Consider the following 24,845-nt stretch of genomic DNA (forward strand, 5'->3'; position numbering starts at 1 on the left):
AAGATCAGTCGTCCTCGACGTACTCCTCGTGTTCGGCAAGGAATGTTTCCTTATATTCCTCATATGCCGAATCGATCTCGGACTTTATCTCGTCTGTAAGCACCTTGCCGTCCGTAAGTTCCTCGAAGATATTGGGATGACGGAGTCTGATGTCATTAAACAATTCCTCATAGAACTCGGTAATGTCTTCCGTCGCAAGGAAATTGAACTTATCCGTTGTAGCGCAGTAGAGCAGCACGACTTCCGCGGCCATCGTAAGCGGAGCGAATCTCTCCTGCTTAAGGACTTCGTTGAGAACGACGCCTCGCTTGATCTGGAGCTGCGTATTCTCGTCAAGGTCAGATCCGAACTGCGAGAACGAAGCCATTTCGCGCGCCTGAGCAAGGGAAATTCTCAAAGGACCGGCAACCTTCTTGACAGCCTTTGTCTGAGCGGCACCGCCTACACGGGATACCGAGAGACCGACGTTTACGGCAGGTCTCTGACCCGAGAAGAAAAGTTCGGGTGACAGATAGATCTGACCGTCGGTGATCGAGATGACGTTCGTCGGAATATATGCGGAGATATCGTTTCCCTGTGTCTCAACGATCGGAAGCGCGGTAATGGAACCGCCGCCCAGTTCGTCGGACAGTTTAGCGGATCTCTCCAACAGTCTTGAATGCAGATAGAAGACATCGCCCGGATAAGCTTCTCTTCCCGGAGGTCTTCTGAGGAGCAGTGAGATGGCTCTGTACGCCTGCGCATGCTTCGAAAGGTCATCGTAAACGATGAGCACGTCCTTATGGTAGTCGTACATGAACTTCTCAGCGATGGCGCATGCGGCAAAAGGTGCCACATACTGCATTGCAGCAGACTCCGAAGCCGATGCGGCCACTATGACCGTATAGTCCATGGCGCCGTGCTTTTCAAGCAGTCCGGCAGTTGCAACGATATTTGCCATCTTCTGGCCTATGGGTACATAGACGCAGATAACATTCTCATTCTTCTGGTTGATTATCGCATCAAGTGCGATGGAAGTCTTACCTGTCTGACGGTCGCCGATGATGAGCTCTCTCTGTCCTCTTCCGATGGGGGTGAGGGCATCGATGGCCGTAATGCCGGTAAACAGAGGCGTATCAACGGGTGCTCTCTCAATGATTGTCGGAGCGGGTGACTCGACAGGTCTTTCCTCCGTATATCTGATGACGCCCTTGCCGTCTATAGGATGGCCCAAAGCGTCTACTACTCTTCCCAAAAGACCCATGCCTACAGGAACCGAGCATGTTGTCATTGTACGTTTGCAGCTCATGCTCTCGACAACGGTGTCCTCACCTGTAAGGAGAACGACGCCGACCTTTGTTTTTTCGAGGTTCATGGCGATGCCCGTCGCGCCGGACGCAAAATAAATGAGCTCATTAAGCATGCAGTTTCTAAGACCGGTTACCGAAGCAACACCGTCTGATATCGAGGCGACCTTACCGATCTCATCCTTATGTTCCTGGAAGAGCAATGTATCTTCGACGAGCTTATCAAGCTCCTCATCTGCCAGGCTCACGATCTCTATATTGTCGATGCTGAGCTTATGTGATTCGGGGAACTGCTCGAGTGCTTCCTCAAGATCTTCCTTGATCTTCGAAGCCGGGAATTCCTCCTTGGAAAGTGCAGCCTTGGAATCACCGCCGTCTTCATCGTTTGATTCAAACGATCGTGTCTGCTTGATGAATGCGCCTATTCTTCCGAGCTGTCCCTTGACGGAATAGTCGTAGCGGCTTCCCTGGTAATAGATGATAAAACCGCCGATGAGATCGTCGCGCTGTTCTATTGTAAGACGGTATTCCTCGATCTCATTGATCTTGGCAAACTTGGCGGCAACCCTGATGAGCTTGTCCTCAGAGATATCACCTGCGGTCTCGATCCTGAGGGACGGACCTTTTGCCTTTTTTTCCTTATTGTCAGCGGGGTTATTACTCACTCTTCTCTACCTCTTTATCGAGGATCTCTTCCGTGTGCTTAGCAGCGGACTTTTTGAGTTCTTCCTTGGAAACGGCGTCACCAATGATATGACCGGCAATCTGTACTGACAGATCTGCGATATCGTCCTTCATGGTCTCAAAGGCATTGCGCTTCATCCTCTCGGCATCTTCTTCGGCTCTCTCGATGATCTGCTGGGCCTCGTTATTTGCCTGATCGATGACGGCCTTGCTCTGCTTTTCGGCATTTGCCTTGGCCTCTTCCATGATCTCAGAACCTTTTCTCTTAGCATCGTCGATAGTCTCCTTAGAGGAATCGACTATCTTCTGAGCCTCTTCCCTGGACTGCCTTGCAGCTTCAAGTTCAGCATCAAGAGCTGCCTGACGGTCATTGATCATCTTAATGACCTTCTTATAAAAGAAAAGCCTGAAGATGATGAAGACCAACAGGATATTGAATATGGTTATGACCGCGGTGACGGCATATCCTGCAAACTGATCCGGCGAGAAGAGATTTGACTGCTCTCCTGCATCAAATAGCAGTGTCGGTAAATATGACATACTGTTATGCTCCCAAATTATTACGTGGATCTTCCCTGATTACTGGACTGTGAAGATCAAAAGGAATGCAACAACGAGTGAATAGATACCAATTGACTCGATGAATACGATCGAGAGAAGCAGCATGGTCTGGAGCTTGCTTATGATCTCAGGCTGTCTTGCACCGGCTTCAAGAGCTGCACTTGCCGCCTTACCCATGGCAAATGTGGAAGCAATTGCACCGCAGGAAATCGCGATAGCTGCCGCTAATGCTGCGATTCCTCTCGTCTCCAATGCAGCTAAGATAGGTAATGCTGCGATAAGAATGCCGTTCATATATGTTCCTCCTAAAATAATTATCCGGTTTTATCTGATCAGGCTGCTACAGCCTCAGACTTCTTATTCTTCTTTTTCTTTTGGTGTTCCTCAGGGTGCTCGTTATATTCGTTTATTGCCTCAACATTCTCGCCTATATAAGACATTGTAAGATATGAGAATACTATGGCCTGGATCAATCCGTCGACGATATCGAACCAGAGTCCGGCAACACCGGGAAGGATCAGAGGCACGGATATCGAGAGGAATTCCATAAATACGAAAGCTGCGAAAACATTACCGAAAAGCCTCAATGAAAGAGACAAAGGCTTTACTACATAGTCCAGGAGTTTGAAAGGCAGCATGATGCTGATAGGCGTCGTAAGTGTTACCCAGAAGCCCTTTATGCCGACGAACTTGATGGACATGACTATTACATAGATGATCGCCGTGATGGCGCAGCCTATAGGAAAGGCAACATTCTTTGCCGGAGGCGGAAGATGGAAATACGATATCGAGTTGCATGCAGTGATCACGATACCGAATGTCATGATCATCGGGGTAACTTCCTCTGCCTGCTTGCGGTTCATGCCGAAACTCATAGCCGTATTGATGACAAGCTCGGTCAGCGAGATGATAAGCGCCTGCCCCTTTGTCAGCTTCAGATCCTTGGAAGGCTTCCCGATCAGGATGCTGAGCAGGATTATAAAGATAATGACGGCTAACCAGGTCACGATGACCGCATCTGTGATCAGGAGCTTATAATCACCCAGATTAAAGTACATCTGAACCTGCATTATGGCTTCACTTATCTCGGCTCCGATATCCTTATGCGCGATATCGAATCTTTCAGCGAACTGCTCAGCGAACGCCGCAAAGAATTCCGACAGCCATGAACCGGCCAAAACCATTGCCATTGTCATAAATCAGATCGCCTGTCCCTTCTTTTCAATAAAGACATTTTAAACCTAAATGCATATAAAGTCACATATTTTAAATTAATAATGTAACCCTTGAAATAAGGTCTATGTCATTAATCTTTGTAAATTTACTACAAAAGCAGAATTTTTCCAAACACCCTCAGGATCAGACCTCATCATTCTGAAAACGGGACAGATGCTCAAACGGGAGGATCTGCCTTCCCCTGAAAAGACCGCATCCGTCGTTTATCAGATGGTTGTTATAGGCTTTGAACATATTCACCTTTATGTCGGCAAGGTCCAGTTCCTGCAGTTTTATGAGCCTCTCATAAGCTTCATCGAAAGTCTTGCACTTTCCCGGAGGGATGATGTTCCTTTTGCTGCGGTTCTCCTCCTGGCTCTTTTCATAGCCGAAATGATTTGCAGCGCCGATCTCGGCATAATCGTCCATATCCTTCGTCCGGAGCTGAACCTCGGTATAGCACCTGGCAGGATTGTCGTAGAAAGTGATGTGCATTGAACGGTATCCCGACGGTCTCGGCGTATGAACATAATCCCTGTAGTACGGACTGACGTTCTCATCAAGACCCGGAGCTCTCTCCCCTTCAGGAAGTCCCGAGAGTTCCGGAGTAAAGCCCCTTTCCTCAAGGAAACCCGGAAGAACATTAGCTATCTCATAAAGATACCTTATCTCCTGCGTTTCCAAGTCCTCATCATCTTTTACATGACACTGGGGCAGGGATATTACTATCCTGTAAGCAATAAGATCCCTGAAACAGTTCAGATTGTTCTTGATCTGGGCATCGCCGGGGAAAGTCCCGTGTTCCTTGTAATAGTTATAGATATATTCAAGTATGTATGCGTTGAACTTCTCTTCGGCGCGGATCAAAGACTTGATCCGTCCCTTGAAGGTGAATGCCAGGAACGGATATTTCTGCGTCATGTAGAGATAGAATTCCTTTATCCTGTGGGACTGTGACGTCAGGAAGTCCGTGTGCTCGAGCAGTTCCGTTATCTGGATAAGGAAATTGCTGTGTGCAAGATCTATCGGATTGTGCGTCTCCTTAGCTTCATTCTTCAGGTCAGCTGAATACCTGAGAAGGATCTTAAGGACGGTGTCGCCTGAATACAGATAATCATTTAATGTGATCATAAGATAAAATACCGCTTTCTTTATCTAGTTACCGAAATATTATACCCAAAGTACGAGGCTGTCTCTGCATATGCGGGAGACAGCCTCATACTAAAGCGGGTGTAAATATGAGTACAAAATACTCTTTACTGTCTTACTCTACGTCCTGCAATGCAGCGTAGTTTTCTTCACCGGTACGGATCTTAACGACCTTGCCTACGTTGTATACGAAGATCTTACCGTCACCGATATGTCCTGTATAAAGAACTTCCTTAGCCTTCTCGATAACCTTTTCGACAGGTATCTTGGAGACAACGACTTCAACTTTGATCTTAGGCAAGAGCGTAGCGTCTACCTCGACACCTCTGTACTTCTCGCCTGCACCCTTCTGGATGCCGCAGCCCATAACCTGAGTTACTGTCATACCGGTTACACCGAGGTCGTTCATAGCCTTTCTGAGCTTATCGTAGCGTGAGAGCTTTGCGATGATTACAACCTTATGCATGCCTGTGTCGATCTCAGGAGCAACTGCAACCTTGATCGCTGCATTCTTCTGAGCCTCAGAAGCTTCAGCATATTCGGGTGTACCGAGGTCTGTGTTCTCGTTCTCTTCCATCATTGCGCCTGAAACGTCCATGAGGGAGAAGCCGGAGTAAGCACTTGCAAGACCGTGCTCTGTAACGTCAAGACCTGTGAGCTCTTCTTCCTCGGAAGCTCTGAGACCGAAGATGGCCTTGATGATGAGGAATGTGATCGTAATAGTAACTGCTGTCCAAGCTGCTGTTGCGAGCATACCTGTCATCTGGATTCCAAGGAGCTTGAATCCGCCGCCATAGAACAAACCAACCATCTCGTTGCCTGCTGCATCAGCGATAGAGTAAGCAGGAGCTGTGTTTGTAGCGAAAAGTCCTACTGCGATTGTACCCCAAATACCGTTGAACATATGAACTGCAACTGCACCGACAGGGTCGTCAACTCTTAATACGTTATCAAGGAACCATACACCGAATACTACGAGTACGCCGGAAACAGCACCGATGATCGTTGCGCCTAATGCGTCTGTTACGTCACAGGGAGCTGTGATTGCAACGAGTCCTGCGAGGGAAGCGTTGAGACACATAGAAACGTCGGGCTTACCATACTTGATCCATGTGAAGATCATGCAGACTACTGTAGCGATTGCGGGAGCGATTGTTGTTGTTACGAATACAGATCCGAGCTGGCTCATATCTGTGCAGGCAGCGCCGTTGAATCCGTACCAACCGAGCCAGAGGATGAATACACCTAAAGCACCCATGGGGATGTTGTGGCCGGGGAAAGCGTTAACCTTTGTAACCTTACCTGCCTTATCCTTAACGAACTTACCGATACGGGGTCCAAGAATAGCTGCACCGATCAAAGCTGAGATACCACCTACCATGTGGATACAGTTAGAACCTGCGAAATCGTGGAATCCCATCTGAGACAGCCACCCGCCGCCCCATGTCCAGTGAGCTTCGATAGGATAGATGACTGCTGAGATAACTGCGGAATATACGCAGTAAGATAAGAATCTAGTTCTCTCTGCCATAGCACCTGATACGATAGTTGCTGTTGTGGCACAGAATACAAGGTTGAATACGAAATTAGACCAATCGAATGTAGCGTAATTTGTGAATATATCGAGGTTCGGGATTCCGACGAGTCCGAAAAGTGCATCTTCACCGAGGAACAAACCGAAACCGATTGCGATAAATACTACTGTACCGATACAGAAATCCATCAGGTTCTTCATGATGATGTTACCTGCGTTCTTCGCTCTCGCAAAGCCGCACTCCACCATCGCGAAACCAGCCTGCATCCAGAAAACCAATGCCGCGCCGATCAGGAACCAGACGCCAAAGACTTTCTCATCAATCAAGCTGCTGATTAAATTAGTGTCCATAAACTCTCCTCCTTCAAACCATTTCCAAAAGGTATTGATATTATGTCTCAATGCTTTTTGGCTATCGTTATTTGATTTCAAGTGCAATTGTAGCGTTAACCTCAAAACAAATAAAATACGAATAGTTTGAGCATAATGATACCTTTTGGGTATGATTTGATATTTGGCAAAACAGTCCCTGATGCCTGAAACCCTTTATTTCAGGCATTCCCGCGAAAATAAAGGCTCCGGGAAATCCGAAGCCTTTTATACTGATCAAATATTATTGAACAATTGACTATGCCTTATAGTCAAAAAACGATATCAAAATCTTACTTAAAATGTTTCTCCTCGATCTCTTTGATACCGTTTACTCGCGTTGCATGCCTTCCGCCTGCGAACTCTTCCTCAAAGAAAGCATCGATCATGCCGAGAGCAACGCCTAAGCCGACGACACGTTCACCGAACGCAAGGATCTGTGCGTCGTTATGCTGTCTACTCATCTTTGCCATGAACTCGTTAGTGCAGAGAGCGCACCTTATTCCCTTGTATTTATTGCAGACAAGAGAGATGCCGATACCCGTACCGCAGATGGCGATACCCCTTTCGGCTTTTCCGCTTGATACGTCTTCAGCGACCTTTATGCCTGCGTCAACATAAGAATAGGAATCCGTTCCGTTGGGAGCGCCGCCGTCAAGGACCTCAAAGCCCTTTTCCTCAAGGTACTTCCTGACCTTCTGTCTTAATTCATAACCTGCGTGATCTGATGCTATAGATACGATCATATATATGCCTTCTTTCTTATTAGATTTCGTGATGAATGTGCTTGAACTTTTTTGAACCGTCACAATATGGACCTACGATATCGCCGTTACCCACGAGACGGTACTTGTAAGAAACAAGTCCTTCAAGGCCTACAGGACCTCTTGCATGGATCTTCGATGTGGCAATTCCTACCTCTGCACCGAATCCGTAACGGAATCCGTCAGCAAACCTTGTCGAGCAATTTACAAGAACACTTCCTGAATCGACCATGGTCATGAAACGCTCGGCGGAAGCCTTGTTCGCGGTAATTATCGCATCGGTGTGTCCCGAACCGTAGTGATTGATATGTGCGATAGCTTCGTCAATATCCTTAACGATCTTGACGGAACACTTCATAGCAAGGTATTCGTGATGCCATTCTTCGGCCTTGTTAACGCCGAATGTCTCAGATACATAATCATCTCCGAAAACCTCTACCCCTGCATCCTGCAAAGCTTTAATGAATCCGGGCAGGAATGAATCCTTCAGAGCCTCATTTACGAGGAACGTCTCCGTGGCATTGCAAACAGACACATACTGAGTCTTTGCATCGAGTGCCACCTTAATAGCCAGATCCGTATCAGCCTCACTGTCGATATAAGTGTGGCAGACTCCGTCTGCATGTCCGAGCACCGCGATATTCGTGTTCTGCATTATGTACTGGACAAAAGAATTGGATCCTCTGGGTATGATGAGGTCGATATATTCATCGAGCTTGAGCATGTCAGCGATCTCGGAACGCAGCGTCAGGAGATTGAGCCAGCCTTCAGGAAGACCTGCATCCACACCTGCCTTGCTGATAACAGCAGCCAGTGCCTTATTTGTATTGATCGCCTCCGAACCGCCCTTGAGGAAAACAGCGTTTCCGCTCTTGATGCAGAGTGATGCGATCTGGACCAATGCGTCAGGTCTGCTCTCGAAGATAACTCCGATAACGCCGATAGGGCAAGTAACTCTTGTAAGCTCAAGACCGTCATCCAGAGTTGTCCTCAGCGTGACCTTGCCTACGGGATCTTCCAGATCGATGAGACTCTCGATTCCCGAGATGACGTCATTTAATTTATCTTCATTGAACTTAAGCCTTTTAATGAGCGGCGTCTCAAGAGCATTCTTCTCTGCCTCTTCGAGATCGGTCTTATTAGCGGCAAATATCTCTTCCTTAGAATCCCTTAAAGCCAAAGCTACATTAGCAAGTGCCTTGTTCTTAACATCGCTTCCCAATGAAGCCATGATGTAAGACGCTTCACGCGCAAACTTCGCTGTATCGTGGAGTTCAGACATGTGAGCCTCCTCCTTATATTTTTCTTCGAAAAATTATAACAAACATTCGAGCAACTTGCTTGCAAGGATGTGAGTTATAGTCAGTTTTTGAGCTGGCTTAAAAACTGACTGATAACGAACAGCCTTCAAATAAGGGTTGCGAGAAGTTTGGCTATATCGGAGATATAACAAACATTCGAGCAACTTGCTTGCAAGGAAACTATGCAAAAATTGCTATCGGGAAATTAGTGTCAAAAACACTTGTCAAGAGCCAATTTCGTTTTTTTATTGTACTTCCCTCGTGGACACCCATTTCCGAACAAAGGTTCAACGAACCTCAAAACGCCCTGATTCATTGACTTTCAAAGTTTTGCTAACATTCTGTAATTGTTTTGTCAACAAACAGTAATAATTTGTCAAATTCAATGTTTATCGGGCCTTCGGGGACTTTCGGATGTGAAGTGTTTGTTTTTATAGTTATAAACAAAGTTATGCACATTATGAACATTTTTGTAGATTCGCGGATTGTATCAATCGTGCTAAAATTCAGTTTCTCCGTCCCCTTTTCTTCCGCGTGTAATATAGGATTTTACAAGCAACTTATACTTTATTTTGATATACTTTCTCCTATGAAAATAATAATAACCACATTATTCGGACTTGAATCGCCCACCAAGGGAGACCTCCTGGACAGGGGCTACGAAAAAGACAGGATCACCGTGAATGACGGCGTTGTTACGCTCGAGGGTGATTATCTTGATGTAGCCCGGGCAAACATGTGGGCAAAACACGCCGAGCGCATCTTTTTCGAGACCGGCGAATTCGCCTGCGGCGCCTCTGATGATCCTGACACGAACTTCAACGCATTCTTTGAAGGATGCAGAGCGATCAAATGGTCTGACTTTATACCTGCCAACTGGGCATTCGTCGTAAACGGTTTTTCAAGGAAATCAAAACTCTACGGTGTCCCTGCCCTTCAGAAGCTCGCCAAGAAGGCTATCGCCGAGAGTCTTGCGGTATCAAGAGGACTCTCCGTTGATACGCTGATAAGCGAGAACGAGGAACTGGGCACGGTAAAGATACAGTTCGGCATCGTAAATGACACATGCCGTTTCATGGTCGATACATCCGGCGCCGGACTGCACAAGCGCGGATACAGACCGCTGACGCACGAAGCCCCTATCAGGGAGACTCTGGCTTCCGGTATGCTCACATACGCGAAATACCGTCCTTACGGCAACGAAGCGCTCGTAGATCCGTTCTGCGGATCGGGCACCATCGTTATCGAGGCAGCAAGGACTGCCTGCGGCATAGCACCCGGCAGAGACCGTCATTTCGCTTACGAAGCGCTCCCGTACATCGGGAAAGGCCCGTACCAGAGAGCACTCGAGGAAGCACGCGACAACGAAGATACAGAGCCCATGGACGACTGTTACTTCTATGGCTCCGACATCGATCCGAAAGCCGTTGAATCAGCTAAAAATAATGCAGAATCCGCAGGCGTCGGAAAGCTCGTAAAGTTCAGGCTCGCGGATGCAGCCAAGATGACGCCCGAGTATCTGGAAAAGCTCACTTCCCTTCCCCGCCAGCTGGTGATAACAAATCCCCCGTATGGCGGAAGACTCATGACGCCCGAGGATGCCGATAAGATATACCGTCTCATCGGACACAATTACCTCACGAGGGACGGCTTCTGCAAGAAAGGCCTGAGGCTCTCCGTTATCACTCCCGAGAATGCATTCGAGGAAGCGACCGGCTACAGGCCCGATAAGCGCGTCAAGCTCTATAACGGAGCCATAGTATGCACGCTGAGCAATTATTTCAAACTGGGTGACAGGAACAATGGTAACCGCTGATATACCCTTCTTTGATCTGAAGAAGATCGCCGATTCAGGCCAGGCCTTCAGGATAAAGGTAATAGACAACACTCACATAGAGCTGGTCGCTTTCGGCAGATACCTGCAGATCGCTCAGACCGGCGCTGAAACCTTCGCTTTCTCATGCACCGAAAAGGACTTCGAAAAGATATGGAGTACATTCTTCGATCTCGGAAGAGATTACGAAGGCATCGTCAGGTCCATTGACAGGAATGACCGTTATCTTACCGACGCGGCAGAATTCGGCAAAGGAATAAGGATCCTGAAGCAGGATGTTTTCGAGACGACGATAAGCTACATAATCTCGCAGAGGCGTTCCATCCCTTCGATAACCACATCCGTTGAGAGGATATCAAGGCTATGCGGAAAGAAGATAGCGGCTCCGAAGCTCGAAAAACCATTTGCAAGACCGCTATGCAGCGAATACTATGCCTTCCCCACACCGGAGGAACTGAACGGGCTGCCTTTTGAAGAACTCGAGAACACGGGCGTCGGATACCGCGCACCCTATATAGCTCAGGCAGCTGAAGGATTTGCATCTGGGAAACTCGTACCCGGTGAATTGGCAGCGCTTTCAGATGACGATCTTTACAAGGCGCTGACTTCCATGTACGGTGTCGGAAAGAAGGTCGCCAACTGCATCATGCTCTTCGCCTTCTCTAGAACCGCAAGCTTTCCCGTAGACGTCTGGATCCAGAGGATCGAAGACAGATATTACGGCGGACATTTCGACTGCACTCCCTATCCGGACACCGCAGGGATAATGCAGCAGTTCATGTTCTACTACGAGCGCAGGAAGGACGATCTCATAAAGCCGGACTGATCACTTGAAAAAAGTTGCCGGATAATTATGAAATAGCACTTGACACAAAAAAACTCTAACCTTATAATTACAAGGCTTGCTTACAAGCGGCATATATGCGGCCGTGGCGGAACTGGCAGACGCGCACGTTTGAGGGGCGTGTGAGTAACTTCATACGAGTTCAAGTCTCGTCGGCCGCACCAAACAAAGAGGTTGTCCTATCCGGGCAACCTTTTTTGTTTCCCCAAAAACTGCCGTCTTTCCTTGCCTTATTATTTATTTATTTGTATTATTTTCCTTGATTATGACGAGATTCTTCAGAGGTGGAAAATGGATTCTAACAACGCACGTTCAACACTCATGAGAGCTTCCCGCTTTCTGTTCGACAGTTTCAGGAAACCTCAGCTCCTGTTCTTTTCCGTTTTCGCTGCAGCATCTTTCATTTTGGAATTGCTCTCGTACATCGTTTCGCGCACCCAGGCCTCTGTCAATGTTCCGTCAATAATAACTTCAAGGATATGGTTCACGGGAATAATCCTGTTCTTCATTTCTTTTATCGGGATCGTTGTAGTCCAGATTATGGAAGATTACAGGAACAAGAAATACCTGCTGCCTTTGATATTTACGGCCATTCTGGCTTTCTTTATCTTCCAGATAGGCAATTATGCTTTCAGCGACTTAAGTTATGAATCCACCCAGGAAACAGTTTCGGGACTTAATGCATTTAAGGCTCTCGACTGGAATTATACCGGCAAGGGATATATCGGATATCCCGTAAAGCAGTACATGATCAACGCTTTTCCTTCTCTTATCTTGGGAAGAAGCTTTTTCGCGCTGAATCTCGGATTTGCCATCCCCTTCCTTACCGGTCTTACCCTTCTGTTTATCGAACTGCGTAAATTCCTGGCCTACATCGGAACGGATGAAAAGTATGCCATCCTCCCCATCCTGATGATATCCTTCTGCCCCTATATCGATGAGTACTACTACATCTTCGAACAGACGCTTACTCCCGTCGCCATTGCAATGATCCTCATAGCACTGTTCCTCAGGACCATGAGAAGGCCGTCTCTGTTCTCGTTTATGCTCTTTGCCATAACCGGAAGTATGCTGCCGTTCGTATATACGCCTGCACTGGCATTTATGGGACTTTTTACCGTAATCCTCTTCTATCATGCATTTATGGTGTTCAGAGGCAGATCAGTCTATTCGAAAAGAAGACAGAGCGATATCAATTACCTGGTTGCTGTCGGAATAACCGCTGTCCTTCCCATACTCAACTTCGTCTGCACCCTTATAAGCAAGCGCGAGGATGAATTCGTCACCACTTATAAGGAAGGTTTTTCCGCAGATACTCTCAGGAATTACTTTGTTTCCTTTGCCCGTTTCTTCACGACCGGCGACTCGCTCTTCTTCGGAGTGTTCGGTGCAATCGTACTGATCTATATGCTCGCATCCCTGACGATGAGGATAAAGTTCCACAATCTCATGATAGCCCTGTGGTGCATAGGTACCGCACTGTTCTCTTTCATGCTCCCCGGCGCAGCAGCCAAATTCAATTTCAACTACGATCCCAACGTTCTTGCTCAGAGAAACATGGTAATAATCCCCGTAGTTTCCGTCGCCTGCCTTTTGGCTGTCGCTGACTTCCTCGCCAAGCATGAGATATCATTCAGGAAAGATGCCCTTGCGGTCGTTTCAGCCGCTTTCATACTTTACGGCGTCAGTTCGTTATTTGCGGTCCACAAGGCCTTCACGATGAACAATTACAACCAGACAATGAAATATCTTATGAAGTACTGCCAGGAAGTCACCGAGTACCATGATGTGGCATACGACGATGAATTCTGCCTTGTAATCCATACAGACAACAATCTCTACAGCCATCCGGACGACTACATCCGCTACTTCTTCCCTAACATTAAACTCTATGTCTTCAAGGCAGAAGATTTCGGCGGCATCGGAATAAACGATGCCATATTCCCGCGCTTCGTATTCTCAGAGTCCGAAAAGACCAAGGATTTTTACTCGACTCCGTTCAACTCCAGATCATTCAACGACGTACGCTTTAATACCGAGTATTCACTGTACTTCCAGTATAAAGAACCGGATTACAGCTATGTAAGCTTCTATGACGATGACTATATTGCACGCTACGATCTGGGCGCATACGTAACGGAGCCTACCTGATCGTCTTAATTTTTGGTTTCCTTCATCGTTGATCAAAACTCAAGAAGAGTACGTTTTTTGGTGTGATTTACGTACTCAAAATTGCACATAGCCGACAATGTGAACTTTAGAGTACGGTTTTACAGAAAAAAGCGTACTCTAATTTACACAATCGGCATAAGCTTGATTAAGCTGATCCTTTTTGATTTTTTACTAATAATGCTTCCCCGGTAATAATGCCACTTTTTCACTGGTGCGATATCAAATCAGCACACTAGTCAAACGCGTATAATTTCGCACGCTTCGCTCTTTGAGCCTCGCGCTCTCAACGGTGTCCAAGTCTACATAAATCGAGTAGGGGGAATTTAATCCCCCTCTCACACCACCGTACGTGCCGTTCGGCATACGGCGGTTCAACTTAACTTCAAAGCGTGACGCTCATTGTAGTAATCAAGGCAACTGATAAGACCTGCCCTGCCAAGCACCTCTTTTGAGATCGCCCGTGATACGCAAGTCTTTGTCACGACCCATTGGTATCTGTCTCCACAATACGATGTCAGTCTTGCTAAGTCTTTGGAGACTCCGAGTTTTTGGAGTCCCCATTGTCTCTTGCTTGGCACCTTCCATTGTTTCCATATAATGGTTCTAAGCCTTGTCCTTAAGTGTGCGTCAATGTCTGATATTGTTGACTTCATATCCCCTAATGCAAAGTAGTTTATCCAACCTCTCGTTACTTGGTTAATCTTCTCAATTCTCAATCCTAATCTCATTGAATTCTTTCTTTGCGTCAAGGCTTTGAGTCTGCGTTTGAACTTGGCGACAGAGTCTTGGTGTGGTCTTGCTTTCCATTCAAGTGTCTTTGGGTCTTTGTAGAATCCGAACCCGAGGTATTTTACTTTTGTCGGTCTGACTATCTTAGTCTTCTCCGCATTAACCTTGAGACCGAGTTTCCTTTCTATCCAAGACGTGATGGAGTACATCACACGCTTTGCACTTGCTTCGCTCTTTACTGCAATTATGCAGTCGTCAGCATATCTTGCGAAGTGCAGTCCTCTGTTTTCAAGTTCTTTGTCCAATTCATTCAGCATTATGTTGCTAAGTAATGGTGAGAGGTTGCCGCCCTGCGGTGTTCCCATTTCTGTTTGCTCGTATCCTTCCGGGGTCATTACACCTGCCTTGAGATATTTGCGTATCAGAGATTCCGTGTCTCCATCGTTAATCAGTATGTGAACGTAGCTCATTAGTCTGTCTTGTGGTACGTTGTCGAAGAATTTCTCCAAGTCTATATTCACAATCCACGTGTAGTCCTCATTTAAGTATTCAAGGACTTTTCTTATTGCCATCTCACAGCTTCTGTTCGGACGAAAGCCATAACTGAACTCCGAGAAATGCGGGTCGCATATCGGTCCTATCACTTGTACTATTGCCTGCTGGATTACTCTGTCCATTGCTGTAGGGATTCCAAGTTTTCTCTTTCCGCCATTAGGTTTGGGTATTTCTACTCGTCTGACGGGTTGAGGCTTGTATTCCCTTCGTAGTATCTGCTCTTTTATCGTAGGCCAATTTGCCTTGATATACTCACCAAGTTCATCTGTACTGACACCGTCAACTCCGCCCGCACCCTTATTGGCACAGACCCTTTTGTAGGCTTCGTTCATATTGTCCTTATGTAAGATTTTGTCGAGCAGTTCTGACATTGCCTTGTGTGCTCTTCTCCTTTCCGCTCCCTCAGACTCAGCCTTATGTTGTGTGTTCAGATTTCATATACGTTTCATCCTACCACTGTCGGGCATATCCTCAGGACATACATTTGCGTCGCACGGTTAAATTGTTCCGCCCTTCCCGATTCCTCGGTACTATGGCTTCTGCTGACTTCTCACAGTTCGTTGTTACTACGGATCGTGCTCCGCCTGTGAGACCTCACGGGATAAGCCCCGAACCTTTCCCCGTTTACTCGCCTGATTTACGCATTGAAGTTACGGTTGCCTTTTGGACTTTGATGCGTTTGGTCATCTTATCCGTTCAATACGCCTTAATATCAGGTTTCTGTCCGTCGAGCCACGGTTTCGCTATTGCTTCTTCTCGCCTGTACCTCACGATACAAACCTTGCAAGTCGCTTTAAGGTTCGTCGGCAACTACGCCCCTCGGGACTTCCACCCGAGGTTCGGGACATGCCCGTCATACCAAATAAGGGGCTGTCTCAAAACAAAACGAGATAGCCCCTAACTATTTCAAAAGAAAACGGGTCCCGAAGGGCCCGTTTATTGTTAGAATTGAATTGTGAAAAAAACTCTAACATTACAGTCTGACTATAGCAAAAACGGGAGCTATATTCAACTGTCACTTCCAATTCAAACCGAATGTTTAATTCCCGTAGACGATTCAGTGCGACTCATAGATCAGGTTTTAGAGGAGATAGATTACAAAGAATTGTACCTGACCTACTCGTCCGAAGGACGAAATCCTGCAGTCGAACCGAAGACTCTGTTCAAGATAATGGTATATGCATATTCGCAGCATATCTATTCTTCGCGAGAGATAGAAAAGGCCTGTAAGTTAAATCTGGCGTTTATGTATCTGCTCAGAGGAGAAAATGTTCCTGACCACAATACCATAGCAAGATTCCGCCAAAAGCATCTAACGCATTGTGTAGAAGGCCTGCTTACTCAGCTGGTTAATCTGTTGGCTGAAGCTGACGAGATACAATTTGAGAACCTGTTTATAGACGGAACAAAGATAGAAGCCAATGCCAACAAGTATTCCTTTGTATGGCGTGGTTTTATTGAAAAGAGCGAAGCAAAGCTCCAGATAAAGGCAACCAAATATCTCAAAGAAGAATTGGGCATCACTGTTGTTCCCGAATACATCACGGCTCAGTATCTTCAGAAAGTGCTGAGTGATCTTGTGCTGATAGCAGACTGCCAGGGAACTGAATTTGTTTATGGCTCAGGCAAGAGAAAGACAGAATTACAAAAACAGATAGAAACAATAGAAGACTTTAAGACCAGACAACAAAAGTACGAGACTGCCCGGGCCACCTTTAAAGGCAGAAACAGTTATTCCAAGACAGATAAAGATGCAACCTTTATGCACATGAAAGAAGACTATATGCGTAACGGTCAGTTAAAGCCGGGATATAATATCCAGGCAGCCGTTGAGAGCGAATACATAGTTGGAATAGATGTATCAGCTGAACGAGCAGATATGCGTACTCTTATTCCTTTTCTGGACAAGCTTAACAGAAACTACGGCAGGAACTTCGGCAATCTGATTGCCGATGCAGGCTACGAGAGCGAAGAGAATTACGACTATCTCAAGCGCAATGGAATCACGCCGTATATAAAACCATCCAACTACGAGTATTCCAAAACAAAGAAATTCCAGAAGGATATGGAATTCAGGCTTGCAATGGATTACGACAAGGAAAAGGATGTATACACCTGTAAAGGCGGACGGAACCTCAAGTTATCCGGAAACAAACACAAGAAAGGTTTCATGGGTTATGAGAGCACTATTAAGATCTATAAATGCGAATCCTGTGAAGACTGCCCATACTACGGCAAGTGTTACAAAGGACAATACACAAAGAGCATTCAGGTAAGTGAGGTCTTCGATGCATTCAGGCAGGAAAGCCGGAACAATATCACTTCGGAAAAAGGAATCCAACTGAGAGTCAACAGATCCATACAAGCCGAAGGTGTCTTTGGAATAACCAAACAGGATTACGGATTCAAGAGGTTTCTTACGCGGGGCAAAGAAAATGTTGCAACTGAATACACATTGTTAGCAATAGCATTTGACCTCAACAAACTCCACAACCGAATACAAAGCGGGCGGATCGGACAAGCGCTGTTTCCTCTTTCCGAATCAGCTTAGAAAAACATAAAAACAGTTCGGAAACCATCCTGAACCGGCGTTAGCATGCTCAAAAAACAAGTTATCTACAAAAACTGCCATTGAGACTCGATTTTTAACGATTCTAGAGGTGTTTTGCGTTCGGTTTTGAACAATTTAAAAGGAGTTGCCTCTCTGTGAACTAGTCACTTTTGAGACAACTCCTTTGTTAAACTACGATCTTATGTTTCAGATCCTTCTTCTCTTAAAGCGATAGACTCCGAAACCTGTAAGCAATGCAACAGCAAATCCGATAATGATCACACCGATTATTGTCGTTATGCCGAGTTCCTCGCCGGTAGCCGGGAGAGGCTTATGTTCAGATGAATCGTTCTCAGATTTATATGTAGGATCGGCCTTATCGACCATAACGATCGGCGAACCTGCAATATAGATCTTGCCGCGGCAATCAAATGAACCGTCATCTTTCAGCTCAAACTCGATGGCATCAGCTGTCAGGTACTTCTTAGGTGTAACAGTCTCAGTAAGTCTGTATCTTCCTGCTCTGAGACCGATTACCTCAGATTGTGAAGTGTCTACAGTCTCATAAGAGATGGACATCTTATCTGCAGAAACCTTAGGATAGATCGTCTTGTTACCCTGGATAAGCGTAACACCGGACATATCATAACCGTCTAAGCTGGTCAGCGTAAGCTCTGCCTTAGCGATTTCCTTTCCTGCAACATCCTGCTTGGAGATCTTGATCTTAAGATCTGCCGGCGGAGGTGTAGGTGTCGGAGTATCTGTAACCGGAGGTGTAGGTGTATCCGTTACCGTAGGCGTAGGAGTATCCGTTACTGTAGGTGTAGGTGTATCCGTTACCGTAGGCGTAGGAGTATCCGTTACCGTAGGTGTAGGTGTATCCGTTACCGTAGGTGTAGGTGTATCCGTTACCGTAGGTGTAGGTGTATCCGTTACCGTAGGTGTCGGTGTATCCGTAACCGTAGGCGTAGGAGTATCCGTTACTGTAGGTGTAGGTGTATCCGTAACCGTAGGCGTAGGAGTATCCGTTACTGTAGGTGTAGGTGTATCCGTTACCGTAGGTGTAGGTGTATCAGTAACTGTAGGTGTCGGAGTATCCGTTACTGTAGGCGTAGGTGTATCCGTAACCGTAGGTGTCGGAGTATCCGTTACTGTAGGCGTAGGTGTATCCGTAACCGTAGGCGTCGGAGTGTCAGTTACCGTAGGTGTAGGTGTAGGTGTATCCGTTACCGTAGGTGTAGGAGTGTCCGTTACCGTAGGTGTAGGTGTATCCGTTACCGTAGGTGTAGGAGTATCCGTTACCGTAGGTGTAGGAGTATCCGTTACTGTAGGTGTAGGAGTATCCGTTACCGTAGGCGTCGGAGTATCCGTTACTGTAGGTGTAGGAGTATCCGTTACCGTAGGCGTCGGAGTGTCAGTTACCGTAGGTGTAGGTGTATCCGTTACCGTAGGTGTAGGTGTATCCGTTACCGTAGGTGTCGGTGTATCCGTTACTGTAGGCGTAGGTGTATCCGTTACTGTAGGTGTAGGAGTATCCGTTACCGTAGGTGTAGGAGTATCAGTAACCGTAGGCGTAGGAGTATCCGTTACCGTAGGTGTAGGTGTATCCGTTACCGTAGGCGTAGGAGTATCCGTTACCGTAGGCGTAGGCGTATCCGTTACTGTAGGTGTCGGTGTATCCGTTACTGTAGGCGTAGGAGTATCCGTTACTGTAGGTGTAGGAGTATCAGTAAGCGTCGGAGTAGGCGTGTCAGTTACTATGACATTGGCGTCGATCATGATTATAGGTGTCTTGCTGGTAACAACACCGTTTTCAATCGTAATAGTCTGCTGTTCAGCCTGCTCATAACCACCCGGAACATTTGTCTCTGTGAGCGTATAAGTTCCGTCGGGCAAGCCCTTGATCATAGTATCGCTGCCGCTTACTGTCGTGAAGCTGATCTTATTTCCGCTTACGTTCAGACCTGATGCAGGTCTTCCGTTCTGTGAAGCCGTAACTCCAAGCTTTCCAAAATCAACAGTGGTGTCATTAGCAGTAAGAGCAAGTGTTGCACCTACTACTTCCTTACCTGCACTGTCTCTCTTCTGGATCTCGATGTCAGTCTTGTGATCATCGATCATGATCACAGGATTGGACGGGCTTGTAACCTTACCTTCCTTGATCGTGATCGTCTGGCTTTCAGCCTTAAAATAACCGTTAGGTGTTGTTGTCTCAGTAAGAGTATATGTACCGTCAGGCAGGCCCTTTACTACGGTGTCATTACCGCTGACAGTCGTGAAGCTGATCGTGTTTCCGCTTACGGAAAGATCCTTTGCAGCAGCAGTACCCTGAGTTGCAGTAACTCCGATCTTGCTGAGATCAACTGTCGTATCCTGGGCAGTAATGGTCAGCTTGGCTCCGACTACTTCGTTGCCTGCGCTGTCCTGTTTACTGATCACTAATTCAGAATCGAATGCGTCTACCATGACTACAGGGTTGGCGCCTGTAACTTTGCCGTTTACGACCGTGATCGTCTGTGACTCAGCTGTAAGATAGCCGTTCGGTGTGGTTGTTTCTGTAAGAGTATATGTACCGTCAGGAATACCCTTGATGATGGTATTTCCGCTGTCGACAGTCTCAAAGCTGAGTTTATTTCCGCTGACAGCAAGATTCTTAGCCTCGCTGCCGTTCTGGGTTGCAGTTACGCCGAGCTTAGCAAAGTCTACTGTCGTATCAGCAGCTGTGAGTGTGAGTGTAGCGCCTTCAACTTCCTTGCCTGCGCTGTCCTCTTTTCTGATCTCAACATCGGTCAGTAATCCATCGACCATAACTACCGGGTTAGCACCTGTTACCTTGCCGTTTACGATCGTGATCGTCTGTGACTCGGCAGTGGAATATCCGTCAGGTGTAATTTCCTCAGTAAGAGTATATGTACCGTCTGGCAAGCCCTTAACGATCGTGTCATTACCGCTTACTGTCGTGAAGCTTATCGTATTGCCGCTTACGGAAAGATCCTTTGCAGCAGCCGTACCCTGTGTAGCTGTAACACCGAGCTTAGCGAAATCGACAGAAGTATCCTGAGCTGTGATCGAAAGCTTAGCTCCGACTACCTCGTTGCCGGCACTGTCCTGCTTCTTGATCGTTACATCCGTCTTGAATGCATCAACCATGACTACAGGGTTGGCACCCGTAACCTTGCCGTTTACGACCGTGATTGTCTGTGACTCAGCTGTGAAATACCCGTCAGGTGTGGTTGTCTCTGTAAGAGTATATGTACCGTCAGGTATGCCCTTGATGATGGTATTGCCGTCGGCAACTGTCTCAAAGCTGATTTTGTTTCCATTGACTGTAAGATTCTTTGCTGTCTTGCCGTCCTGGGTTGCTGTTACACCGAGCTTAGCGAAGTCGACTGTCGTATCAGCTGCTGTGAGCGTGAGTGTAGCGCCTTCAACTTCATTGCCTGCGCTGTCCTCTTTCCTGATCTCAACATCGGTCAGGAATGCGTCTACCATGACTACTGGGTTGGCGCCTGTAACTTTGCCGTTTACGACCGTGATCGTCTGTGACTCAGCTGTAAGATAGCCGTTCGGTGTGGTTGTTTCTGTAAGAGTATAAGTACCGTCAGGTATTCCCTTGATGATGGTATTTCCGCGGTCGACAGTCTCAAAGCTGAGTTTATTTCCGCTGATAGCAAGATTCTTAGCCTCGCTGCCGTTCTGGGTTGCAGTTACGCCGAGCTTAGCAAAGTCTACTGTCGTATCAGCAGCTGTGAGTGTGAGTGTAGCGCCTTCAACTTCCTTGCCTGCGCTGTCCTCTTTTCTGATCTCAACATCGGTCAGTAATCCATCGACCATAACTACCGGGTTAGCACCTGTTACCTTGCCGTTTACGATCGTGATCGTCTGTGACTCGGCAGTGGAATATCCGTCAGGTGTAATTTCCTCAGTAAGAGTATACGTACCGTCTGGCAAGCCCTTAACGATCGTGTCATTACCGCTTACTGTCGTGAAGCTTATCGTATTGCCGCTTACGGAAAGATCCTTTGCAGCAGCCGTACCCTGTGTAGCTGTAACACCGAGCTTAGCGAAATCGACAGAAGTATCCTGAGCTGTGATCGAAAGCTTAGCTCCGACTACCTCGTTGCCGGCACTGTCCTGCTTCTTGATCGTTACATCCGTCTTGAATGCATCGACCATGACTACAGGGTTGGCACCTGTGACCTTGCCGTTTTCGATAGTGATCTTCTGTGATTCAGCCGGGAAGAATCCTTCAGGTACGATCGTTTCTGTAAGAGTATATGTACCGTCAGGTAATCCCTTTATGTCTGTATTGCATCCGGATACTGTTGTGAAGCTGATCGTGTTTCCGCTGACAACGAGATCCTTTGCAGTCTGTCCGTTCTGTGTGGCAGTAACTCCGAGAGCACTGAAATCAACTGATGTCTTGTCAGCAGTGATCGTGAGGGTTGCGCCGGGAACTTCTTTTCCTGCGCTGTCTTCTTTTCTGATCGTGATATCAGTCTTGAAAGCATCGATCATGACAACAGGATTGCCGGGATTCTTAACAACACCCTTCTCGATGGTGATCGTCTTGGATTCGGCAGTCATGTATCCTTCAGGTGTTAATGTCTCAGTGAGAGTGTACTCACCGTCAGGCAGACCCTTGATGACTGTATCATTGCCGCTTACCGTAGTGAAACTGATCTTATTGCCGCTTACTGAAAGATCCTTTGCGTTTTCAGTTCCCTGAGTTGCAGTAACGCCGAGGTTTGCAAGATCGACATTCCTGTCAGAAGCAGTAATCGTAAGGGTAGCTCCGACAACTTCATTGCCGGCAGTATCAGCCTTTCTGATAGTGACATCCGTCTTATACATCTTATCGATCATTTCGACATGATTACCGCCGGTAATCAAACCCTTCTCGATGATGATAGTCTGTGATTCGGCTGTCTCATATCCGAAAGGAGCTGTCGTCTCTGTAAGAGTATATGTTCCGTCAGGCAGACCCTTGATCTTTGTATCGGAATCTGCGAGTGTCTCAAAGCTTACGGAATTGCCCTCGACCTTAAGATTCTTTGCAGTATCGTTACCCTGTGTTGCTGTTACACCAAGATCTGCAAGATTTACTGTCGTGTCATTATTAGTAAGTGTAAGGACAGCACCGGCAATCTCTTTGCCTGCAGTATCCTTCTTGCTGATATCCAGATCAGTCTTGTACATCTCATCAAGGATAACAACCGTAGTATTTTCGATGAAACCGTCATTCGGATTGGCGATAGGTGTAGTCTCGGTAATAGTTCCGTCTGCGCCTACAGTAAACTCGATAACGGAAGATGACGGCTTAAAGCCTGCAGGAGCGATCGTCTCAGTGAGTGTGTAATCACCGGGCTTGATGCCTTCGATAATTACCGGGCCTTCCTCAGAAGAAACAAAGGAAACATAACCTGTTGAAAGCTCGCCTTCGCTTGTGACATCCACACCGTTACGGAAGAGTTTGACATTCGTCATATCGATGCCTGTATCGTTTCCGACATAGGTAACGGTAAGCTTTGCGCCCTTGACCTCTTCGCCGTTAGGTTTGTTGACGTCGCGCTTGCTTATCTCAACGTAATTCTGCTTTACCTTATTATAGAAAGCGCCAAGGTCGAACTGGACACCGGACATCTTGATCTCGGTACCGTATACCTCACCGTATTCTCTAAAAATGACACCGTCACCAGTTACAGACTGATAATCCACAAAGTAGGTGAACTTACCATTTTCATCAACCTTGACTTTAAGTCTGATGTTGATGTGGCCGTTAGAGTTCTCGATACCCTTTGGAGCATTCGTTGTATCCTCAGTGATCGTGAAGAAGAACATCTTCTCCGTACCCTTAGGTACATTGTAATGGGCATTGGAATCATTGCATGTAAAGCTAAGGATCGGGAACGTAACTGTACCGATGGACTTTGCCCATACCTCCTGCTTTCTGCCATACGCACGCTGGAATTCTCCGCGGTAGCCGTTCTCACGCTCGTATTCCTGGATATAGAACTTATATGTATTATCGTCAGGAATGCTTACTGATGTATCCTGAACAACGGAACCGTGCGCTGCATAAGTATCCGTGAAGGCCTTGGTAAGAGCAAAGTGCATGTCACCGTAGCTGTCCTTGCTCGATCCGGAATAAAGGAAATGGAATTCCTTAGCCATCTCGAAAGTACCGCTTGTAACGACCCAACCGCTTGAGTTACCGTCACTTAATGTGACTTTCTTTGTAGCAGGAGCGAGAACTGCTCCACCGAAATCCTCAAGTTCGATGTTTGAGGACTCCATGATGTTCCAGATAACTGTCTCGTTGTAGTATCTCTGCTGATCAGCTGCCTTCGGATCTTTACCAAACGAATCGGTCTGTCCGACATATTCCACACCGTTCGTGATGACACGGGGTTGTTTCATATTAAGTGTTCCGCCGTTAAAAGCATTATCCTCAATATTGATAACGACAACAGAAGATTCGTTCTTGTAGATCCTGAATCCGCCGCTCTTCTGCAGATAATTGAGCAGTTGGGAATCAGCATCAACATTGATATATACAACCTTACCGTCAAATGAAGGGTCGGTAAGATCCACCTTTACATAAGAGTTCATATCCGTGAAATAGGGACTGTTAGGTATTGCAGCCTTGCCCTTCGGATTCAGAACATAAGCAGCGTCGTTTGCTCTATTCTGCAGGAAATATGCCCAGCCGATCTCGGCATCCTCTACCTTCTCCGTCGAGCAGATTCTGTTAATAAGTCTGTTAACGTTTACGGATGCATTCTCATTCTCGGCAGCGATGAAAGGCACACTGTCTTTCCACTCAAACCTGAAGTTTCCGTTAGGTCCCATCGGTTCTTTTGAGGGATCGAAATCATCACCGTAAACAACTTCAGGTGCCTCGAAATACAAAGCGCTCGCAGTTGTCGTACCGAATCTGATATATCTGTTATCAGCTGCACCGGGTGTATATGAACCGACCAGGAAAAGAGCCGTCGATGTAATGTAGTCGACATCGATATTATCCTTAACATGAACAAAGCTGTTGGTAGCGAAAGTAGACTCTGTGTGGCTGGTCTGAACGATCTCATTGGCTACAACACCATAGTCCACGGCACCGCCAAGGATAGTGGCGTAATTGATGGCGCTCGCCGAATCGAACCGCGTAGCGTCGGCATTTACCGTGCCGTTGATGTTGTCAGTATTGGGATATAAAGCCAAAGTTCCCAATACTACCGCGCCGGCTATGGCAGCCGAAGTTGCTCTTTTAAAATAATTGTGCATAAAAAATCTCCCG

At 46.8% G+C, this 24,845-nt stretch carries 14 protein-coding genes and 1 tRNA gene; 5 read left to right on the forward strand and 10 right to left on the reverse strand.

The annotated features are described in order from the left end of the window. Positions 1 to 4: 4 nt before the first annotated feature. The 8 genes from atpA to BO18_RS14730 form a co-directional block, all read right to left on the reverse strand. Positions 5 to 1,951 (reverse strand): F0F1 ATP synthase subunit alpha, encoded by a 1,947-nt coding sequence (atpA, locus tag BO18_RS14695; protein ID WP_081861074.1) that lies wholly within the window; start codon positions 1,949 to 1,951, stop codon positions 5 to 7. Next, positions 1,944 to 2,510, reverse strand: a complete 567-nt coding sequence (gene atpF / locus BO18_RS14700; RefSeq protein ID WP_034447538.1) for a F0F1 ATP synthase subunit B — start codon at positions 2,508 to 2,510, stop codon at positions 1,944 to 1,946. The genes atpA and atpF overlap by 8 nt, the downstream gene beginning before the upstream one ends. A gap of 39 nt (positions 2,511 to 2,549) precedes the next feature. Continuing rightward, a complete protein-coding gene (gene atpE, locus BO18_RS14705) occupies positions 2,550 to 2,825 on the reverse strand; it encodes an ATP synthase F0 subunit C (protein ID WP_051688794.1) in 276 nt (91 codons plus the stop codon). Positions 2,826 to 2,863: 38 nt separating this feature from the next. Beyond that, positions 2,864 to 3,727, reverse strand: coding sequence for a F0F1 ATP synthase subunit A (locus BO18_RS32875; protein ID WP_051688795.1), 864 nt, complete (start codon positions 3,725 to 3,727; stop codon positions 2,864 to 2,866). A 163-nt stretch (positions 3,728 to 3,890) separates the two neighbouring features. Beyond that, positions 3,891 to 4,877, reverse strand: coding sequence for a guanosine polyphosphate pyrophosphohydrolase (locus tag BO18_RS14715; protein ID WP_034447540.1), 987 nt, complete (start codon positions 4,875 to 4,877; stop codon positions 3,891 to 3,893). 133 nt (positions 4,878 to 5,010) lie between these two features. Continuing rightward, a complete protein-coding gene (locus tag BO18_RS14720) occupies positions 5,011 to 6,780 on the reverse strand; it encodes an ammonium transporter (protein ID WP_051688796.1) in 1,770 nt (589 codons plus the stop codon). 311 nt (positions 6,781 to 7,091) lie between these two features. Further along, positions 7,092 to 7,544, reverse strand: coding sequence for a ribose 5-phosphate isomerase B (rpiB, locus tag BO18_RS14725; RefSeq protein ID WP_185752472.1), 453 nt, complete (start codon positions 7,542 to 7,544; stop codon positions 7,092 to 7,094). Between the two features lie 19 nt (positions 7,545 to 7,563). Then, positions 7,564 to 8,844 (reverse strand): glutamate-5-semialdehyde dehydrogenase, encoded by a 1,281-nt coding sequence (locus BO18_RS14730; protein ID WP_034447542.1) that lies wholly within the window; start codon positions 8,842 to 8,844, stop codon positions 7,564 to 7,566. A 608-nt stretch (positions 8,845 to 9,452) separates the two neighbouring features. Between BO18_RS14730 and BO18_RS14735 the strand changes: the two genes are divergently transcribed. From BO18_RS14735 to BO18_RS14750, 4 genes are all read left to right on the forward strand, one after another. Next, positions 9,453 to 10,679, forward strand: a complete 1,227-nt coding sequence (locus tag BO18_RS14735; RefSeq protein WP_185752473.1) for a THUMP domain-containing class I SAM-dependent RNA methyltransferase — start codon at positions 9,453 to 9,455, stop codon at positions 10,677 to 10,679. Then, a complete protein-coding gene (locus BO18_RS14740; RefSeq protein ID WP_034447543.1) occupies positions 10,666 to 11,523 on the forward strand; it encodes a DNA-3-methyladenine glycosylase family protein in 858 nt (285 codons plus the stop codon). Before BO18_RS14735 ends, BO18_RS14740 begins: the two co-directional genes overlap by 14 nt. Before the next feature lie 97 nt (positions 11,524 to 11,620). Then, a tRNA-Leu gene (locus BO18_RS14745) sits at positions 11,621 to 11,705 on the forward strand. A gap of 127 nt (positions 11,706 to 11,832) precedes the next feature. After that, a complete protein-coding gene (locus BO18_RS14750; protein ID WP_034447548.1) occupies positions 11,833 to 13,692 on the forward strand; it encodes a hypothetical protein in 1,860 nt (619 codons plus the stop codon). A gap of 392 nt (positions 13,693 to 14,084) precedes the next feature. Here the strand turns inward: BO18_RS14750 and ltrA are convergent, their stop codons facing one another. Further along, entirely contained in the window at positions 14,085 to 15,368 is a 1,284-nt protein-coding gene (ltrA, locus tag BO18_RS14755; RefSeq protein ID WP_034447549.1) for a group II intron reverse transcriptase/maturase, read from the reverse strand. A 635-nt stretch (positions 15,369 to 16,003) separates the two neighbouring features. Between ltrA and BO18_RS14760 the strand changes: the two genes are divergently transcribed. After that, positions 16,004 to 17,548 (forward strand): IS1182 family transposase, encoded by a 1,545-nt coding sequence (locus tag BO18_RS14760; RefSeq protein WP_034448571.1) that lies wholly within the window; start codon positions 16,004 to 16,006, stop codon positions 17,546 to 17,548. Positions 17,549 to 17,755: 207 nt separating this feature from the next. On the opposite strand, the gene BO18_RS32880 is transcribed toward BO18_RS14760, so the two are convergent. Continuing rightward, a complete protein-coding gene (locus tag BO18_RS32880; protein WP_051688799.1) occupies positions 17,756 to 24,832 on the reverse strand; it encodes a SpaA isopeptide-forming pilin-related protein in 7,077 nt (2,358 codons plus the stop codon). Positions 24,833 to 24,845 lie beyond the last annotated feature (13 nt).

The organism is Butyrivibrio sp. AE2032 (genome assembly GCF_000702965.1).

Bases quoted from the DNA above. Each gene is read 5' to 3' on its own strand.
- BO18_RS14730 (WP_034447542.1), bottom strand. From the start codon at position 8,844: ATGTCTGAACTCCACGATACAGCGAAGTTTGCGCGTGAAGCGTCTTAC.
- BO18_RS14750 (WP_034447548.1), top strand. From the start codon at position 11,833: ATGGATTCTAACAACGCACGTTCAACACTCATGAGAGCTTCCCGCTTT.
- rpiB (WP_185752472.1), bottom strand. From the start codon at position 7,544: ATGATCGTATCTATAGCATCAGATCACGCAGGTTATGAATTAAGACAG.
- BO18_RS14720 (WP_051688796.1), bottom strand. From the start codon at position 6,780: ATGGACACTAATTTAATCAGCAGCTTGATTGATGAGAAAGTCTTTGGC.
- BO18_RS32880 (WP_051688799.1), bottom strand. From the start codon at position 24,832: ATGCACAATTATTTTAAAAGAGCAACTTCGGCTGCCATAGCCGGCGCG.
- BO18_RS14740 (WP_034447543.1), top strand. From the start codon at position 10,666: ATGGTAACCGCTGATATACCCTTCTTTGATCTGAAGAAGATCGCCGAT.
- BO18_RS14715 (WP_034447540.1), bottom strand. From the start codon at position 4,877: ATGATCACATTAAATGATTATCTGTATTCAGGCGACACCGTCCTTAAG.
- ltrA (WP_034447549.1), bottom strand. From the start codon at position 15,368: ATGTCAGAACTGCTCGACAAAATCTTACATAAGGACAATATGAACGAA.
- BO18_RS14735 (WP_185752473.1), top strand. From the start codon at position 9,453: ATGAAAATAATAATAACCACATTATTCGGACTTGAATCGCCCACCAAG.
- atpE (WP_051688794.1), bottom strand. From the start codon at position 2,825: ATGAACGGCATTCTTATCGCAGCATTACCTATCTTAGCTGCATTGGAG.
- BO18_RS32875 (WP_051688795.1), bottom strand. From the start codon at position 3,727: ATGACAATGGCAATGGTTTTGGCCGGTTCATGGCTGTCGGAATTCTTT.
- atpF (WP_034447538.1), bottom strand. From the start codon at position 2,510: ATGTCATATTTACCGACACTGCTATTTGATGCAGGAGAGCAGTCAAAT.